The organism is Bacillus sp. FSL P4-0248, assembly GCF_038593305.1.
In the GTDB taxonomy this organism is placed as follows: Bacteria; Bacillota; Bacilli; order Bacillales; family Bacillaceae; genus Bacillus; species Bacillus safensis.
The window spans coordinates 889,835-908,225 of record NZ_CP151983.1 but is presented as its reverse complement, the minus strand read 5'-3'; the positions used below and the strand labels follow the sequence as shown (position 1 = coordinate 908,225).

Annotated in this window: 15 protein-coding genes; 4 read left to right on the top strand and 11 right to left on the bottom strand. The window is 41.1% G+C overall.

From position 1 onward, the window contains the following. Nucleotides 1-30 precede the first annotated feature (30 nt). Both NST65_RS04550 and NST65_RS04545 read right to left on the bottom strand, forming a co-directional pair. Nucleotides 31-2,934, bottom strand: coding sequence for a 5'-nucleotidase C-terminal domain-containing protein (locus tag NST65_RS04550; RefSeq protein ID WP_342489324.1), 2,904 nt, complete (start codon nucleotides 2,932-2,934; stop codon nucleotides 31-33). Between the two features lie 86 nt (nucleotides 2,935-3,020). Further along, nucleotides 3,021-6,401 (bottom strand): CheR family methyltransferase, encoded by a 3,381-nt coding sequence (locus tag NST65_RS04545; RefSeq protein WP_065214166.1) that lies wholly within the window; start codon nucleotides 6,399-6,401, stop codon nucleotides 3,021-3,023. Nucleotides 6,402-6,545: 144 nt separating this feature from the next. On the opposite strand from NST65_RS04545, the gene NST65_RS04540 reads away from it, so the two are divergent. After that, nucleotides 6,546-7,190, top strand: a complete 645-nt coding sequence (locus tag NST65_RS04540; protein ID WP_034282292.1) for a spore coat protein — start codon at nucleotides 6,546-6,548, stop codon at nucleotides 7,188-7,190. Between the two features lie 24 nt (nucleotides 7,191-7,214). Here the strand turns inward: NST65_RS04540 and NST65_RS04535 are convergent, their stop codons facing one another. Then, complete coding sequence (locus NST65_RS04535; protein ID WP_034282333.1) at nucleotides 7,215-8,087, bottom strand: hypothetical protein; 873 nt, start codon at nucleotides 8,085-8,087, stop codon at nucleotides 7,215-7,217. Nucleotides 8,088-8,243: 156 nt separating this feature from the next. Next, entirely contained in the window at nucleotides 8,244-8,750 is a 507-nt protein-coding gene (locus tag NST65_RS04530) for a YhcN/YlaJ family sporulation lipoprotein (protein ID WP_034282294.1), read from the bottom strand. 151 nt (nucleotides 8,751-8,901) lie between these two features. Here NST65_RS04530 and NST65_RS04525 point away from each other — a divergent pair, with 151 nt between their 5' ends. Further along, nucleotides 8,902-9,300: a hypothetical protein gene (locus tag NST65_RS04525; protein ID WP_024426613.1), complete on the top strand. Its 399-nt coding sequence runs from the start codon at nucleotides 8,902-8,904 to the stop codon at nucleotides 9,298-9,300. Between the two features lie 34 nt (nucleotides 9,301-9,334). On the opposite strand, the gene NST65_RS04520 is transcribed toward NST65_RS04525, so the two are convergent. After that, nucleotides 9,335-9,574 (bottom strand): hypothetical protein, encoded by a 240-nt coding sequence (locus tag NST65_RS04520; protein ID WP_227001710.1) that lies wholly within the window; start codon nucleotides 9,572-9,574, stop codon nucleotides 9,335-9,337. Between the two features lie 238 nt (nucleotides 9,575-9,812). Here NST65_RS04520 and NST65_RS04515 point away from each other — a divergent pair, with 238 nt between their 5' ends. Beyond that, the gene (locus NST65_RS04515) at nucleotides 9,813-10,904 is read left to right on the top strand and encodes a diguanylate cyclase (RefSeq protein ID WP_065214165.1); all 1,092 of its coding nucleotides are present in this window, start codon (nucleotides 9,813-9,815) and stop codon (nucleotides 10,902-10,904) included. 211 nt (nucleotides 10,905-11,115) lie between these two features. Next, nucleotides 11,116-11,316, top strand: a complete 201-nt coding sequence (gene cspB, locus NST65_RS04510; RefSeq protein ID WP_008349061.1) for a cold shock-like protein CspB — start codon at nucleotides 11,116-11,118, stop codon at nucleotides 11,314-11,316. Between the two features lie 113 nt (nucleotides 11,317-11,429). On the opposite strand, the gene NST65_RS04505 is transcribed toward cspB, so the two are convergent. From NST65_RS04505 to NST65_RS04480, 6 genes are all read right to left on the bottom strand, one after another. Next, the gene (locus NST65_RS04505; protein WP_034282297.1) at nucleotides 11,430-11,789 is read right to left on the bottom strand and encodes a hypothetical protein; all 360 of its coding nucleotides are present in this window, start codon (nucleotides 11,787-11,789) and stop codon (nucleotides 11,430-11,432) included. A 13-nt stretch (nucleotides 11,790-11,802) separates the two neighbouring features. Continuing rightward, complete coding sequence (locus NST65_RS04500; protein WP_024425322.1) at nucleotides 11,803-12,327, bottom strand: flavodoxin family protein; 525 nt, start codon at nucleotides 12,325-12,327, stop codon at nucleotides 11,803-11,805. 17 nt (nucleotides 12,328-12,344) lie between these two features. Then, nucleotides 12,345-13,964: a DHA2 family efflux MFS transporter permease subunit gene (locus NST65_RS04495; RefSeq protein WP_034282298.1), complete on the bottom strand. Its 1,620-nt coding sequence runs from the start codon at nucleotides 13,962-13,964 to the stop codon at nucleotides 12,345-12,347. A 39-nt stretch (nucleotides 13,965-14,003) separates the two neighbouring features. After that, entirely contained in the window at nucleotides 14,004-14,636 is a 633-nt protein-coding gene (locus NST65_RS04490) for an HlyD family efflux transporter periplasmic adaptor subunit (protein WP_024425324.1), read from the bottom strand. Between the two features lie 364 nt (nucleotides 14,637-15,000). Next, on the bottom strand, nucleotides 15,001-16,164 hold the full coding sequence (yhbH, locus tag NST65_RS04485) for a sporulation protein YhbH (protein ID WP_034282299.1): 1,164 nt from the start codon (nucleotides 16,162-16,164) through the stop codon (nucleotides 15,001-15,003). Between the two features lie 139 nt (nucleotides 16,165-16,303). After that, entirely contained in the window at nucleotides 16,304-18,199 is a 1,896-nt protein-coding gene (locus NST65_RS04480; RefSeq protein ID WP_024425326.1) for a PrkA family serine protein kinase, read from the bottom strand. Nucleotides 18,200-18,391: the final 192 nt, after the last annotated feature.

Genomic DNA, 18,391 nt, shown 5'->3' with positions numbered 1-18,391 from the left:
CCTGTTACATTTCCTTAGATGAAACGCTCTTTAGCTTGCTGCTTTTTCTTCTTGTTTTGCTTTTTGAATGCGTCCCTCTTTTTGATACACAATGGAAGCTCCTTCAAAGCTCTTCACAAAAGCGACAGTGGCTTCTAAATCCTCTGGACCTGTTTCAGGATTTTTCCCCAGCCTTCCTATCGGTGCATACTTACTGCCAGTTGCAGTTGCCATAAAGTTATTCACCGTGAGTGTATACGTTTGATCGAGCGCAACGTCTGATCCATCTGGCAGCTTTAAGTCGACTACTTTATATGTTACCGGATCATAGGAATATGAAAAACCCGAAATGCTATAATCTGGTCCAAATTGAGGAGAAATTTGCGCTTCAATGATCTCAGCCAAGTCTTTCCCCTTAATCTCAAGTTTAACTAAGACGTTGCCAAAAGGCTGAATATTAAACAGATCTCCCCACGTAATCGGCCCTTTTTCAAGGTTTTGCCTGATGCCGCCGCCATTCATCATGGCAAAATCACTTTTCATAGAATACCTCATACCATCAGCAATCAAATTACCGAGCGGCGTGTCTCCATCATTTGAATAGCCGCCCTCCATTTTGACACCAGCTTCTCCAACGACCTCACTAATAATCGGCTCAACTTCTTTCCCGTAATGAGCCAAGATGCCGGCTGCTTCCTTGTCCTTTTCAATACCAGACTGATCTACATACTGGATATTTGCACTCTTTTTGACAATATCCTTCGTTTTGCGGTCAAGTGTTACATTGACTTCGCCAACGGCCTTCCCATATTCAAAGGCTTGAACAATTAATTTCCCATTGACCTCTCCGTTTACCACTTCGTGATTATGCCCTGCAAAGATGACATCAATTTCATCATCGCCTTCTTTGGCCAGCTTCGCACTTTCTCCAGTGATGGTATCTCCATTTTGAGAGGCTGTCATATGAGCTAAGACCGCAATGGCTTTGATCCCTTTTTGTTTTAATTCCTTCGCGGCTTCATTAACGGCCTTGACTTCATCTGTAAACTGAATGTCTTTAATCCCTTCTGGCATCACCATTCCTGCGGCTGACTTTGTCACAACACCGATAAATGCTACAGGAATTCCCTCGACATCTATGATTTCATAAGCAGGTAAAAGTGGTTTACCTGTATCCTTGTATTCACAGTTTGCACAAACGAGTGGAAAATTCTGTCCGTCATATCCCTTTGTGCCTTTAGGATGATCTCCGCCATTTATGATCCGTAATAGCTCGTCCACCCCTTCATCAAATTCATGGTTGCCGACCGTGCCAACATCAAAACCAATGTTCTCCATGAGTTCAACAGTTGGTTCATCCTGCAGAAGAGACGATATTGGAGAGCTGCCGCCAATCATATCTCCGGCGTGAACTGTGATCGTATTTTTGTGTGCTGCTTGTTTTTGTTTCATATAAGCCGCCACATAATCCATCCGTCCGTACGTTCCTTTATTGCCATCACCTTTTAGATCCAGCTCGTATTGTTGATCAATTTTTCCGTGTAAATCATTCATGCTTAAAATGGTTAACGGGACTTCCCCAGCTTCCTCTGCCGGCTGATAGCCAGCCTGTTCTGCTTCTTCTTTTGAAGCAAAAAAGATGCGTTTATCTACAGCGATTTCTTTCCAGCTGTCAGGCGATACGTACGTTTTCGCTGATGAATCACCGGCGTAGCGTGTCAGTCCTTTTTTCTGTTCACGTGCTCTAAATTCAAACGGCTGTTCCAGCAGCGGATCCGCTTCATTCCAAATGCCCAGCCCTTTTTCTTTCGCCTCTTTGACCGCTTTTTGGAACATCTGATAGTCCTTTTCATCTCCAACCGGCCAGATGAAATACGTAGGAGCATATCCTTTTTTCACAAGCTCTAAATTCGTATTGACCCCTTTTTTGGTTTTCACTTGAGCTAAAAGACGTCCATAGTCGTCCTTCGCTTCAGGACCAATCTTTAATGTGACTTTATCTCCGCTTGAGAGCAGCGTATTTAAATAGTCCGCCGCCTTCTGTCCAAAACGCAGCTGGTTTTGATCTAATTCATTTTTTGGCTTATGGTACTTTTCCGGCGTGTCCATATTCACAAAGCGCACCTTTGTTGTACCAAGCACAGGCTTCTTTAAATGAATCGTATCACCATCCACTACCCGGTCAACCGTTGCCTCGTATTCTTTCTTGATTTTTGGCGGCTTTGGCTGACGTTTCAGCAGACTGATATCACCCTTGTGTCTTGGAAGCACCTGCAGCGTATCATATCTGCTTAAAACTCCTGTAAACTCATACCATTTCCCTGTCTTTACTTTATCAATGGCACTTGTATCCACCATCACTCTAAGGATGGTGCTGTGATATTTTTTATCAATGATCACGACATTATATCCACCGCCAGCCGGCTGCTCTGGCTTTGATTCAACATAGCCTTTGACCTTCACAAGTTTTCCTTCATGTTTATGTGCCTGATCCGTTTCTAGTTGTTTCAGTGAGACTCGCTTTGGCTTTGGCAAGGTTTGATTGACAGCATCTACCTTCAGGGCATCTCGATCCGGCACAATTTCAATCAGTCCTTTATAAGACGTGATCTTCCCCGTTACTGTCACCTTCATGCCTGTTTTCAGTTCTGGGAAGTTGTTGGGCTGTGCTGAATAAATATTGATTCCAGCTGATTTGTCTTGAATGTACGTTGACAGTTTCCCATTGCCTATAGCCGATTGGTCTGCTGTCACAATTCCACTTACCGTCACCGTTTCTCCGATCAGCAGACGGGCTTTCTTGATTTTCATTGGCTTCTTTTGGTTCCAAACCGTTTCCTTCTTTTCAGACGCAATGGCTTGTTCTGCTGTAATCATGCCAGGCAGTAAGGATTGCAGACTAAAGATCAGTAAAACCAGACAGCAGATCATTCGAATGGATCGAACACGTTTCATTAGACCCTCCCCTTCCGAGCTTTATCTCTCATAGTGTACTAAGTAAATATTGATGGTAGATGGATTTCTTGTAAATCTTATGTCTGTCAGCTCATTGGAAACGTAATAATCACTCGTGTCCCCTCAAAGCTTTTGCTTTCAAAACGAATGCTGCCGCCATGGCTTTCAATGATTTTAATCGTCATCATTAAACCAAGACCAGTCCCTTTTTCTTTCGTTGTATAAAAAGGTTCACCCAGTTTCCCTAGTTCTTCTTCTGGTATGCCCTTTCCTTGGTCTTCAAAAATCAGCATCATCTGATTATGTTCCAATACGGATGTGACTTGAATGACACCTGTCACACCATCCATCGCTTCAATACCGTTTTTAAGAATGTTTAAGAAAACTTGTTTCAGCTCATTTGGTATACCTTGAATGTTTGGCAGCGACGGAGACAAATTCTTCTGAATAGATACGCCTTTTAAAACCGCCTGTGATTCAACGACCATGATCACTTCTTCGAGCAGAAGATTGACATGTACCGGCTCAAATTTCACCGATTTGCTTCTAGAGAGCACAAGGAATTCATTAATAATGGCTTCAAGCCGATTAAATTCAGACATCATCACATCTGCATAATCCTTCTGATATTTCTTACTTTGAATCATCAGCTGTAAAAATCCCTTTAACGACGTCAGCGGGTTCCGTATCTCATGGGCGATGCCGGCTGCAAGCTGACCAACTGCGGACAGCATCTCGGACTTCATCAGCATCTTCTCTGACTGCTTTTGATTGGTAATGTCCTCAGAAATCCGCATCACGGTTGACTGCATTTTGTCAGGATCATCAATTCGGTGTAAAGAGACTCTCTCCCATCGTTCACGGCCTGATAAATCCTGAAAGTACAGCTCACCAGTCCAGCTGCCTTCTTTTAAACAAACGTCCCATTGCTTTTCTAAATCATCACATTGACACAGCGAATGATAGACAGAAAAAATATCTTTGCCGATCAGGTCATATTCATGCTGCTGTACAAACTGGCAAAAGCGCTGATTCACGCATTGAATGACCCCTTCCTCAGTTGCAACAACAATATGGATATGGCTGTTATCCAGTGCTGTTACCGCTAGATGGAGTGACTGTTTGATTTTTGTCATTTCCGTCATTTTAATCCACGTCATCACCGCTCCCTCATGATCTTGATCAAAGATAGGTGTGATGTGAACAGTAAATTGTTCTCCTTCATTCGTTTCAATTTCTCGTTCGATGACGCGCCTGTCCGAGATAACCGATTGTATGTCATGATAGAGTGTTTCCTGTGTAAGCTTTTTAGCCATCGCCTGAAAGGATTGCTGTTGCCTTATTTGTGCTGAAGTAAATAAAGAGGCGGCTGTAGGAGTGTAATAGCGAATATTCATGTCCCGGTCCACAAACAACGTCGCAAGCTGAGGCTTAACAGAAGGTCTATACAGTTCTTCCCTTGTTACCCTTAAGTTGTTTATGATATTAATAAAATGTTCATGTTTTTTCTCAAGCTCCGCTATTTGCGTGTTTTTCACTTTTAATTGAGCCCTTGCCTCCTGCTCTTTTTGTTTAATTTCATTGAGTTCAATTTCTAAATCGACAATACGCTGCTGATAAACTGAATTCTGATCTGGCATCCCTTTTTCCCTGCTGTTCTTTTGAATTTTCCCTCTCTCATTCATTCGAATGAGAATGACGTATACCCCTTTAAAACGGTGATCAAAACTCTTTACAATAAAATCCGCATACTGCTTTTTTCCTTTTTCCGAAATGAGGACATGCTGAAACACAACCTCTGTCTCGTCCGTCCATACCTTTTGAAAGGTTTGACTCAACATCTCTTTCAAATAATCAGGTGTGACATATTCACATGATTGATCTGACACTTCTGTACGGTCTAAAAAGGAATAGGCCCCATTTGACATCGCCAGAATTTTGTCACAATCATTGATCACCATGCATGCGTCATATTCTCCGCTCACTTCTTCCATATATTGTGCAGCTCGCTTTTTTAACTCGGCATCACGAGCGTCATATACCCAAGGGACACTAGATGCAGGAACATTTGAATAGGTGTAAATGTTCCACTTCTCATTGAACAATTGAAACAATCGAGGAATATTGGGAACAGTTTCATTTGGCCCTAAGATTAACACCCCTTGATCTTTTAAAGCATATTGGAATCGGGATAATACTCGTTTTTGTACTTCTGGCTCAAAGTACATCAGAACATTTCGGCAACTGATAAAATCGAGGTGGATAAAAGGTGAATCAATCAATAAATTGTGAGGAGCAAAAACAATATGTTTTCTAAGCGACTGCTTCACAATAAAAGCGTCACCTTTTTTTTCGAAATATCGCGCCCGCCATTTTTCCGGTATGCTTGCCATAGACTCTATCGAGTAAAGACCTTTACTAGCTATTTGAATGGCTTTTCGGTTGATATCTGTCGCAAAGACTTGAAGTTCAATGGACACATCTCTTCGCTTCATTTCTTCTAAAAATAAAATCGTAAAAGAATAAGCTTCTTCCCCTGTCGAACATCCCGCAATCCAAATTCGGCACCGAGATTTCCCGTTGTTCATCGAATGGTCAATGATTGACGGGATCACCTTCTGTTCACATACTCGAAAAGCCTCCATATCTCTAAAGAAAGCAGTCGTGCCGCTTAGGAGCTGGGCATGCAGGCGGTCAAGCTCATCTGGTTCTCTTTCTAATAAACGATCGTACTCTGTTAATAATGACATTGGTTCGTTTGCAGTGCGCATGCGTTTTTGAATAACAGAAAGCAGCCTTTTCTTTTCATAGGTTGAAAAGGCAATCCCTTTATACATTTCGAGACGTTCAATGATTCTTAGTAAAGCTGGATCCGTCTCATCCGCATGCGGGACATTGATGATATTGGCCATATAAGCTGCAAGGGTGGATGGATTTTTGAATGTGTGATGATACATGCTGTCAAAACCACTCTCTACCTCACTGCACGATAACGCTGTACCGCCTTGCTCTACCAACCGAAGCAATCCACTCCCCACACAATGACCTTTTTGAAAAAAGATCGCAAACGCCTCTTCCTTTTGAACACTGGCAAGTGACTTAAAAAGCGAGTCGACAGAGCATCCCTTGTTTGTTGGCAGCTGCTCAGATACATGAAGCCGATGATCTTCTGTTAACGTCACAGCCGCATGCTGCGGACAAAAATAGATGGTCTTCTTCATGACTTTCTCACCATGTTTAATCGTTTTTGCCCGGTAGCCAATCGGTAAAACAAGTGCTTCCAAATCTGTTATACAATCGCCTGTCACGTGATTTTGCACAACAATAAAAGAGGCATTTAATTCATGTGGCAACGATTGAAAAAAAGCCTCAAGATGATGCTGTTCAAACGGCGAAACACCGATGCCGATCACTGGTGCCTGCACATGTTCGTCTTCTATCAAACGATTAATGATTTTGTCCTGCATCTGGTACCCCCATGTTCATTCGTCTGATACTTTTTTTCGACAAAAAGAAAGAAAACCCTCTAATTGTAAATAATGTTTTTTGCATGAAAACGAGAAAATATCCTCACATTAAAACAGATTGTATAAACAGAAGGAGGAATATCAATGCAAAACGATCAGCAGCCAATGTTTCAAGGAAGCGCTCAGCAGCCTGAGCTCAACCATGGCGGGCATGAGTTATTCGATTTACATGAAATTTTAGCCGGCACGATTAATATTTTGGATCAATATATGATCCTGCGGCAATTTATTCAAGATCCTGCATTATGCGACATCCTGGATCGACAATATCAGTTCGTTTTATCACAGTACAATGTCACTGTAGATTGTTTTTCTACAGGCCAAAAGCCTAGTGAAGAAACCGCTACTTATATGATGAAAGAACACACACAAGTGACATACGGAATCAAACCTTCTCAGCCGAAGAAGCCGAATCAGTCATTACAGGATGTAAAAGACTTAGGCATCACAGGACATATGCTCAGCCTAGTCAAATCACACGCTGGGCTACTTTCCATGTCCGCATTAGAAGTAACAAATCCTGTTGTCAGACGTGTGCTTGCTGCGCAGATTCCGAACTTTATCGAAATGGCATATGAAATTTTCTTGTATCAAAACAAGCATGGCTACTATCAAGTTCCTCAGCTTTCCAAACAAGATATGACAGCCATGACGTCAGCTTTTGCACCGCTTCAGGGGCAGGTTCAAATGCCTCCTAGCAAGGCAGATCAACAAAAACCGCTTCATTAAAAAAACGGCTGACCCCTTCTCTGGTCAGCCGTTTTTTCTTTGATACATCACTTTAAACTGTTCTTCAAAATCTGTGAGCCTCTCCCCCGTCGCCTGTTCAAAACCGCTAGCAAATTGGCCCGTTTTCGCAGTTTCCTCCATGATCTCATGTATGATGTCTCGTCCGTAAAGCTGCACCAGCTCATAGATCATATAATAGCTTTGTAAATAGACATCTGTCTCATACGTTACCCGGGAGTTCTGCCAGTCTTGATCAGAATGAAGAGATTGAAATGGAATTACATCGAAGCGTTCAGACGTAGCATTTAACACATCATAGGCCGTCCACTCTGCTGTTCCTTCGTGAAACCAAAGCGGAAAAATGCCTGGAGATACTTCATATGAATGGACCTTTTCATAGAAAACAAAATGAGCATACTCATGAATAAAAAGCGTATTGAAAAAGTATAAAGGCAGTGTCTCTTTCTTCAATAATGCTTCCCGTTTATCTGGATATAACCCAATCATTTGATCATGATCGGAGTAAAATCCCGTAATATGCTTGATACCAGCGATTTGTTCGATCGTCTCTTTATCATCAAAATAAATAACGTCTAAAGGTCTGTCAGCTTCAAATTGAAACACTGACGCTGTCCTCTTCTCTGCCTGCTTCATGGCCTCTATGGTCAGATCAACAAAAGCATCCTCTTCCTCTGCATAGTAGATTCGAATATGTTCATAGACTTGCTTATTGAGTCCCTCCGTGATAACCGTTTTAGGAGAAGACTGCTCCAAATATTGTCCTGTCAGCTGAAACGCAACATAAATCAAGTACGCGGTGAAAGCATAAAAAATCAGACCTGCTGCAATCATCCCGCTTACAAGTTTTTTATGAATCAATGACGGCCCTGCTTTCATTTGCTCCCCACCTGAATTCATCCTGAACCCTCTTTCTCTCTCTATGAAGAAACAAAGATCAACAAGAGGTGATATATTTTTTACTTTATGCAGTCAGGTGCGCGAGGTGCGGTTCCAAACAAAAAAGCCGCATATGACATACGGCTTTTGTCGTAGCTATTTTGATTCAGGGAAGACACGTCTAACCGTTTCAGTAAATTCATCGAAAAATCCTGAAATCGGCTCTCCGCTTTTAATACGTTTTCCATAACCTTGCATACGATCGACAAAGTCTGGATTAGCAGATACATACACGTTGTCGATTTGTTGATCCGTTGATTTGACTTTGTCTGAAATTTTCTTTTTCAGATCGTCCGTCACATCACCGCTTTTATTGCCTTCAAGTACAACGGCAACAAATGCATTTTTTCCTGTGACAAGCACGTTTGCTGTCTTCACTTCAGACATATTGGCTACAAGCTCTGACGCCTTATCTGCCACTTTGACCTTCTGAGGTGTTTGAACATCTGGCTGATCCTGTCTCATGTTGTCATTTTTATATGTGACATTTTCATACTGCCTTTTCATTGTTCCTCTACGCTCATCGCCTTGGTTGTTCATTCCACACCCAGCGGTGATTAATGTTGGCACGAGCAGTAAAGATAGCATCCATTTCTTATTCATCAATTATTCCCTCCTTTTGCTCATAGGTTTTTCATCCAGCCGGCTTTTTATGCACATATCCTCTCTTTCCGCAAAATGAATTCATAATTCAGCTGTGATTGGTCATCCTAAACTTGATGAAAGATCATCACGATCAAATGGAGGGATTCGTTTGTTTAAAAAAAGAAAAGGTATGAGCACTGGCGCAATGATCGCAGTATCAACAGCAATCATTGCATTATTCTCCCCGGTTTTACGAAGAAGACTGAAAAGCATGACACAAATGAATATGTCTTCAATGATGAAAGGCGCAAACCATCAGCACCAAGATTCATCTCGTCATGAGTCCCGCTCACATAAGGAATCAAAAGGAACAGGTGAAGTTGGCCAAATGATCAAGCAGGCATTCACAGCTGTCCAGCCAAATCAAACGAACCAGCACCAATCACCATCAAGAACTCATCAGCCAAGAGAATCTTATGCGCAATCTCTTCACATTGATGAAAGTGTGATGAATGTGATGGATGATGAATCGATCCAGCAAGTCATCAATGACATCGAGCACAAATAATAAAACAGGAGCCTTCATAAAAAGAGGCTCCTGTTTATTCTCCTGAAAAATGTTCTTTGACCATAAGACAAAAGGAAGGTAGAAATGTGATTTCGATTGTTGTGATGAAGTCGTCACGATGCTCTAATATCAGCAACAGCTCCTTTTCTTCCTTCCGATCTTTTTTAATCTCTACATGCTGGACTGTTTTAAAATCATATATTCCTAAAACGGATTCGGTCTTTTTTCGAACGACCTTTAAGGTAAACTCCTGCATAGCAAGCGACATGTTCACAACAAATCGCTCCTCCTGATTCTCGAACCGAAACGTCAAATCTTGATATTCAACCGGCATTTCTTTTTCAAATCAGGCATCTGGCATTTTTTCAAAAAAAGAAAGCCAGTCCGTTTGATCTGGAAAGCGTTTTCCCCGCATTTTCTTCAATTCCTCATCATTAAAATTTTTATTAATTATCCTTTTTCCCCTTTTCTTTTGCAACAAATTTTAGTAATTTTAAAAAGGTGATTCTATTTTGCTAAGAGACCTCTTTATTAATTTAACAATTCTTGTCACTTTCCATTATTTATTTATGCTTGTGTTTAAAGAGAATTTTCTGAAGAAAGAAGATACCTTGCTCAGGCAAATATGCAAAGGCATGCTTTCTGGGTTACTCGGTGTCCTTTTAATGTTCTTCTCTATTAAAACAGGACCAGCGATCATCGATTTAAGACATATTCCCCTTATTTTAACGGCCTTTTATGGAGGCATCGCCCAAACAATGATTGCAGCTTTTATTGTGATCATTGGCCGATTATTAATTGAAGCCAACATCGCTTCTTCCATCAATATTTTTTCCATGATGTTTATCGCAGCCTCTTCTTTTTTGATTGCAGAGCGTCATATGAATCATGTTGTGAAAATGCTGTTATCCATTACGATTGGTAATGTGGTTGCCACAAGCCTGTTCATCTTGATCGTGCATGAGACATCATTTCAGCTGCATTCTACATATTGGATTTTCTCATATATTGCTGGATTGTTTAACTTTTATGTCATTGAACATCAAACAAAAGCATATCAGCTGTTAAATTTATATAAATTCCAAGCTCATTATGACTTTTTAACAGGTGTTTTAAATAAACGGAAGTTCGATGAGGTATTAAGAGAAGCTTTTACTAAGAAGTTGAAGCAGCCTATCCATCAAATGTCCCTTATTTACCTAGACATCGATTACTTCAAAACCATCAATGATCAATATGGGCATCATGAGGGAGATATTGTTTTAAAAGAAATCGGTACAAGGCTGATTAAAAACACAAGAAGCTCTGATTATATTGGTCGGATTGGCGGTGAAGAATTCGCTGTCCTTCTACCAAATTGTACAATTGAAAAAACATGGCAGATTGCAGAACGCTTACGAAAAAAAATAGCCGATCAGCCGATTTATTTAAAAAATGGTATGTCCATTCACACTACGGTATCAATTGGATGTGCTTATTCTCATGGAACGAGTGCAGACATCAAGCAATTACCAATTATAGCTGACCAGGAGCTCTATAAAGCGAAGGAGTCTGGCCGAAATCAAGTGAGCTTTTCAGAGAGAAAAAAAGACCATTTAACATAGGCATTTTCCTCAATTTGTTAGCACTAATTATTTTTAAAAAAGTTTTCGTATAACAGTTGTTTTTTCCCGCAAACACTGGTAAAGTAAAGGTAATTATTTTTGTTCGTATCATCTTTAAGAAGAAAGTTTTGAAAGAGTTTTCGTCTTTGAAGTTTGTGTAAGAGCAAGAATAGTGAATTTAAGCGTTAAGATCGCTTTAGGAGGAAATTTCATGTTAGAAGGTAAAGTAAAATGGTTCAACTCTGAAAAAGGTTTCGGATTCATCGAAGTAGAAGGTCAAGACGATGTATTCGTTCACTTCTCTGCTATCCAAGGCGAAGGCTTCAAAACTTTAGAAGAAGGTCAATCAGTTTCTTTCGAAATCGTTGAAGGTAACCGTGGACCACAAGCTGCTAACGTTAACAAAGCGTAATTTAAGAGCATCTGCTCTTTTAGCACTTTATAGAGTGAAGGAAAACCGCCCGGCTTCTGCCGGCGGTTTTTTTGTGCCATAAAAAAAGAGAACCTGTTGAGAGGTTCTCTTTTTTATTTGTCCTTCTGCTTTAGCTTCTGCAAAGCAGAACGATACATATCATCATTCATTTTTGTCTCTGGTTCTTCTTCTTTGACAGGTGGTTCTGGCTGTTTAAACTTTTGAAGCGCCTGTCTATAGAAATCGTCGCCAGACGCAGCATCATCCGTTCGAGAAGGCTCTGACGCTTTTTTTTCAACTTCAGGCTCTACAGGTCTCGCCACAGCTTCTGGCTCGCTATGCGGCACGTCAGGCTGATTGGAGACATCTTCTTTGATCTCTTCCTTATCGGCTGATGCGTGTCTGACATTGAACGCTACTAATCCAATAATGACTAGAACAGCAGCTACTAATGCTACAATAATCGTCGCCAAAAGAACCCTCTCCTTATCGCTTAAATGATGCAGTGACTGATGCTACACGTCTTCCTAGTGCTTTTCCAAGTTCAATGCCTTCAGTCGAAATCAATTCATCTGAATCGATCGGACATGTCACACCAGCTCCATAGTAAGAGCCGTATAAAGCATTCTCTGGAACATTTCCAGGAAGGCCGACAACAAGCATTCCTTGGTGGAACATTGGTGTAATCAAATTATGCATTGTCATTTCTAAACCGCCGTGTGTTGTAGCAGTTGTACAGAAAACAGCACCGACTTTATCGATTAGTTTTCCTTCTGCCCATAAGTAGCCGAGACGGTCAATCCATGTCTTTAACCCAGAACTAATGGTACCAAAGTGACCAGGGCAGCCCCAAATGATCGCATCCATTTGATCGAGTTTGCGAATGTCTGCATCTTTCACGTGATCAATGAATACTTCAGCTTGCTCTGTTTCACCTGCGCCTGCTGCAATCGCTTCTGCAAGTGCTTTTGTATGGTCACCTTCACTATCGTATACAACATAAATTTTCATGTACGGTCCCTCCACACTTATCTTGCATCTTGGTTAGCTTCCTTAGGTGCCGGAAGCAGTGATATTTCTTGTTTCTTATGCTGCTGTTCTTTTCGCTTTTTATCCTTACGAACATCTCGCAGGAACAAGCTGAGAATGACACCAGCGGCACAGAATAATGTCACCCACATGTAAGCATCGTTGATGCCCATCACGTTTGAATCAACCTGTGCTTTTGTAAAGAGCTGGGTAGATACATATTTTTGAGCAGCTTCTGCTGTCATGCCCATATGATGCATCACATTCGATACAGCCGCCTGGAATGAATTCATAAAGAACGGGTCCGCAGTATTTGTTTGATCCGCCATATTGGAATAATGGAATGTCGTCCGATTCGTATAAATCGTTGTGATCAAACTCGTACCAATGGAACCACTAATTTGTCTTAATGTATTAGACATCGCTGTACCATGGCTGTTTAAGTGCTGCGGTAATTGGTTCATCCCTGCTGTCATAACCGGCATCATCAAGAGTGACATACCAAATGCGCGTACTGCATACATGAGCACAATGTGACTATAGGAAGTATCAATGGTCAGCCTCGTAAACTCATACGTCGTGACAACGGTAATGAGCATCCCCACAATGGCAAGCGGACGAGGTCCAAATTTATCAAACAAGATCCCTGAAATCGGGGACATAATGAGCATCGCGAGTGCCCCTGGAAGCATTAATAGCCCAGATTGCAATGCCGTAAACCCAACGAGGTTTTGCAGATAAATCGGAAGTAAGAACATCCCCGTATATAAAGCAACCGTAATAATGATGTTAATGACACTTGATAATGAGAAAATGCTGTATTTAAATACGCGGAAATCAAGCATCGGATTATCAACTTTCAACTGTTGGAAAATAAAGAGAATGATCGCAATCGCACCAATAATAATCGTAGATAAGACGATCGGATCTGTCCAACCATCACTTCCTGCTTCACTCACACCGTATAGAAGGGAAGCAAAACCGACGATTGAAAGAATCGCACCAAGACTGTCCAGCTTGATTTTTTTAGGCTCTACAATATTTTTAAACATAAAGAAAGCCGCGATAATGACAATCGCACCGATTGGCACAAGTCCATAAAACATAATACGCCAAGAATAATGTTCAATAATGTAACCAGATAATGTTGGTCCTACTGCAGGAGCAAACATCATCGCAAGACCAAAAATCCCCATTCCTTTCCCTCTGTTTTCCGGAGGGAAAATAAAAAGGATTGTTGTCATAACGAGCGGCTGTAAGATACCGCCGCCGACAGCCTGAATCAAACGGCCAATAAGCATCGTTGAAAAGTTTGGCGCAATGCCGCAAATAAATGTACCTAGTGTAAACGAGATCATAGCCACTAGGAATAAGCTGCGCTGTCCAAAACGTGTGATTAAAAACGCAGACAACGGAATCAGCACACCGTTGACAAGCATGTAGCCTGTTGTCAGCCACTGAATCGTCGTTGCACTCACATTAAATTCTGTCATTAAATGGGGCATAGCTACGTTCAAAAGCGTTTGGTTTAAAATCGCTACGAACAAACCGGCCATTAAAATGATCAGTAAAGACAAGGAGCCTGTTCCCTGTTTTGTCGTTGCAGGTTGATTTGCCATCTCAGACAACCTCCTTTCATATTTTGATATCAATCATCATTAAGATGAAATTTTGACAGAAGCATTCATACCTGGAAGCACTTTGTCTGATGGATTTTTAATTGAAATTTTCACTGCTACTTTTTGCGTTACTTTTGTATAGTTGCCACTTGAATTAGTTGCTGGCAGCATATTGAATGTTGAGTTTGTCGCATAACCAATTTGTTCAACAGTTCCTTCAAATGTTGTATCAGGATCTCCATCTACAACGATGTCGACTTTGTCGCCTTTTTCAATGTTTTTAATATCTGTTTCCTTAATATTTGCTGTGATGTAAAGCTTGCTTAAATCAATTGTTTCACCAAGAACTGTACCAGGCTGCACTTGTTGATTGTTTTGTACTTCTTTTTTGACTAATGTGCCATCAGCCACTGCTTTAATGTTTGTTTTTGTTTGTCCTTCAACTTTTGCAACTGTGCTGTCTTTTTCCACTTCGTCACCTTCGTTGATATCCCAGCCTTTGATTTGTCCAGCTGCTGGTGCTGTAATTTGATACATGTCACCTGTCACTTTTGCCTCATCTGTTTTGACAAAGTTTGTGCTTTCATAGTAGTAATAAGCACCTCCGGCAATAATGGCAAGAATCACAATAAGGCCAATAATGTTCGTTAGCAATAAACGCCCTCTGTTCATGTTTTGTTTCTCCTTTCATGTATAAAAATATAGTGTCATCTGCTTTAGCAAACTTAGAATGCCCATCATCTGACAGAATATGAAACAAGCTCAACACTCTGTCCTTTTCCCTTCTTCTACTCCCGCCCCTATCATGGTGTGCAGCCCATTTATACTTATTGTTCACTTATGAGCAAAGAGCAGAAAAAGAAGAAAAGACGATCGGCATCTTTTTTGAAAAACTTATATTTAACAAGATTAAATATTAATAAATGAAAATTGAAATGTCAAAGAGAAAGTTTTACTTTTTTTTTGGCGATCCTTTCCTTCTCCACACAAAAAACCTTTCAGCCCTTATGCTGAAAGGTTTTTTCAAATGTGCTCGTTATGAATGAACTTCTTCCTGCTGAAAAAATTTTTTTAGTGCGAGAAAAACGTCTGATTTTTGCTTCAAAATATAATGCTTAAATTTCTCATCCTGAATGTGTTTATATGCTGACATTAACGTAGAATGCCGGTTATATTGATTGACTTCACCATAGCAGAATAAATTGGCTTTTTTCATGATCTCAGAAACAAGTTTCACACACCGGGCGTTGTCTGAGGTCAAATTGTCACCATCAGAAAAATGAAAAGGATAAATATTATATCGCGACGGCGGGTATCGTTCGTCTATGAGCTCTAGTGCCTTTCGATAGACAGACGAGCAAATGGTCCCCCCGCTCTCACCCCGTGAGAAGAAATGTTCTTCGTCTACCACCTTCGCCTCTGTATGGTGGGCAATAAATTCAATATCGACCGTCTCATACTTTGTCCGTAAGAAACGTGTCATCCAAAAGAAAAAACTTCTCGCCATATATTTTTCCCAAAGCCCCATACTTCCGCTCGTATCCATCATCGCCAAAACGACAGCTTTCGACTCTGGTTTGGTCACTTCATTCCACGTTTTATACTTGATATCCTCTGGGTAAATCGGATAAAAGGAAGGACTGCCTGTCATCGCATTTCGTTTAAATGCCGACAGCATCGTTCGTTTTTTGTGGATATTTCCTGTTAACCCGGTTTTGCGAATATCGTTAAACTCAATTTGTTCAACAATGATGTCGTCAAGCTCTTTTTGCTTGAGGTTTGGCAGCTCCAGTTCACGAAACAGTGCTTCCTCGAGATCCATTAATGAGACTTCTGCTTCGTAATAATCCTCACCAGCTTGATCTCCAGCACCCTGCCCCTTTCCTTGACCCTGCTTGCTGTCTGAGCCGTCACGCGCAACAACATCGCCAACCTCGCTGTCTCCATCGCCTTGACCCACATGTTTATTTTTGTCGTAGTTATACCGAATTTTATATTCATCTAATGAACGGATCGGAATTTTCACAACATCTTTTCCATTCGACATGATGATGCTTTCTTCTGTAACAAGATCCGGCAAATTATTTTTAATCGCCTCTTTGACTTTTTTCTGATGACGCTGCTGGTCGTCATAGCCTTTTCGATGGAGGGACCAGTCTTCCTGAGACACAATAAACTGACTTTTTTCTTGCCGGGACATCCATCCCCCTCCTCACCTATTTGCACAATTCTTCTAGCCATCGATTCCTTTATCCTATGCTGCTCGTCATCCAAGTTGACGATCATTTCTAAAAAAGACATTACCGGTGCTGATGCGCCAATAATGCCTCCTTCATTTATTATCGATTCAGAAGACTGCCTACATATTTTAAAAGTTCATTTGCACTTGTTGAATTATAGCCATGCTCATCAATTAATCTAGCCACTACTTCATTGACCTTCTTCAGCTGCTGTTCATCCGGTGTCTTCGTCGATGTCGTGATTTTCACCACATCTTTTAGATCAGCAAACAGCTTCTTCTGAATGGCCTCCCGCAATCTCTCATGTGAATTATAATCAAAGCGTTTTCCCTTTCTCGCATAAGCCGAGATACGAATCAGAATTTCTTCTCTAAATGCCTTTTTGGCGTTTTCAGAAATACCAATCTGCTCCTCAATTGAACGCATGAGCTTTTCATCAGGATTCATTTCTTCACCCGTTAACGGATCACGCAGCTTGTTTTTATTGCAGTATGCCTCGACATTATCTAAGTAATTATCCATCAGCGTTTTCGCAGACTCCTCATAGGAATACACAAAGGCCTTTTGCACTTCCTTCTTCGCAATATCATCATACTCTTTTCGCGCGACTGAAATGAAATTCAAATAACGCTCCCGATCCTCGCTGGAGATAGACGGATGCTGATCGAGCCCTTCTTTTAAGGAGCGAAGGACATCCAGTGCATTGATCGATTCCATATTCTTTCGAATGATGGTAGATGAAATTCGGTTAATCACATACCGCGGATCAATTCCGCTCATCCCTTCGTCATGAAATTCCTTTTTCATCTCATCAATGTCGACTGATTGGAAGCCTTCGACACTTTCTCCGTCATACAGACGCATTTTTTTCACCAAATCAATATCAGAACGCTTCGGCTCTTTCAGTCTCGTCAAAATGGAGAACATTGCTGCTACCTTCAGCGTATGCGGGGCAATATGCACATCTGAGACATCACTTTCTGAAATCATTTTATGATAAATGCGTTCTTCTTCTGTGACCTTTAAGTTATAAGGAATTGGCATCACAATAATTCTTGAATGGAGCGCCTCGTTCTTTTTATTTGAAATAAACGACCGGTACTCGGTTTCATTCGTATGGGCGACGATCAATTCATCTGCACTAATTAAGGCGAATCTTCCTGCCTTAAAATTTCCTTCCTGCGTTAATGACAGAAGGTGCCAGAGAAATTTCTCATCACACTTTAACATCTCCTGAAACTCCATCATCCCTCGGTTTGCTTTATTGAGTTCTCCATCAAAGCGGTAGGCGCGGGGATCTGACTCTGATCCAAATTCAGCAATGGTTGAAAAATCGATGCTTCCTGTTAAATCGGCAATGTCCTGAGATTTCGGATCAGACGGACTAAAGGTACCAATGCCGGTCCGTTTATCTTCAGAGAAAAAGATCCGCTCGACCCTTACATCCTCAATTCTGCCGCCATATTCCTCTTCTAGTCTCATCATGTTCAGAGGCGACAAATTCCCCTGCACACGAATCCCATATTCTCTATAGAAATCCTCCCGCAGATTTTGCGGAATGAGATGAAGCGGATCTTCATGCATAGGGCAGCCTTTGATCGCATAGACTGCGCCATGATCTGTGAGTGAATATTCTTCAAGTCCTCTTTTCAATCTAGTGACAAGCGTCGATTTTCCCCCGCTTACTGGTCCCATCAGTAATAAAATACGCTTCCTGACATCCAGCCGCTTTGCAGCAGGGTGAAAATATTCCTCCACTAATCTTTCGAGTGATTCCTCTAACCCAAACAGCTCCTGATCAAAAAATTTGTAGGTTCTGACCCCATTCTCCTCTTCAATCCCGCTGTCTTTAATCATATGATAAACGCGAGAATGAGCAGATTGAGCGACAAGTGGATTTTCCTTAATAATGTCTAAATAATCGCTGAATGTGCCTTCCCATTTCAGACGCTGCTCTTCTTCTCTGTGCTGTTCGATTTTCTTTAAAATATCCATATGAACCTCCTCTTTCAAGATTGAAGCTAGAAATCAGATACTGTTTTACAATCTATGCGGAGGCGTCCTATTACATGCTTTCGTTCTTCAAAATGACGAATTGGCAAACTGAATTGACAACCATCCGCAAGACCCTTCATAATAAAGGAAAAATAGGAGAAAAATGATTTTCTTCTCCTGCTTTTCAAGGTG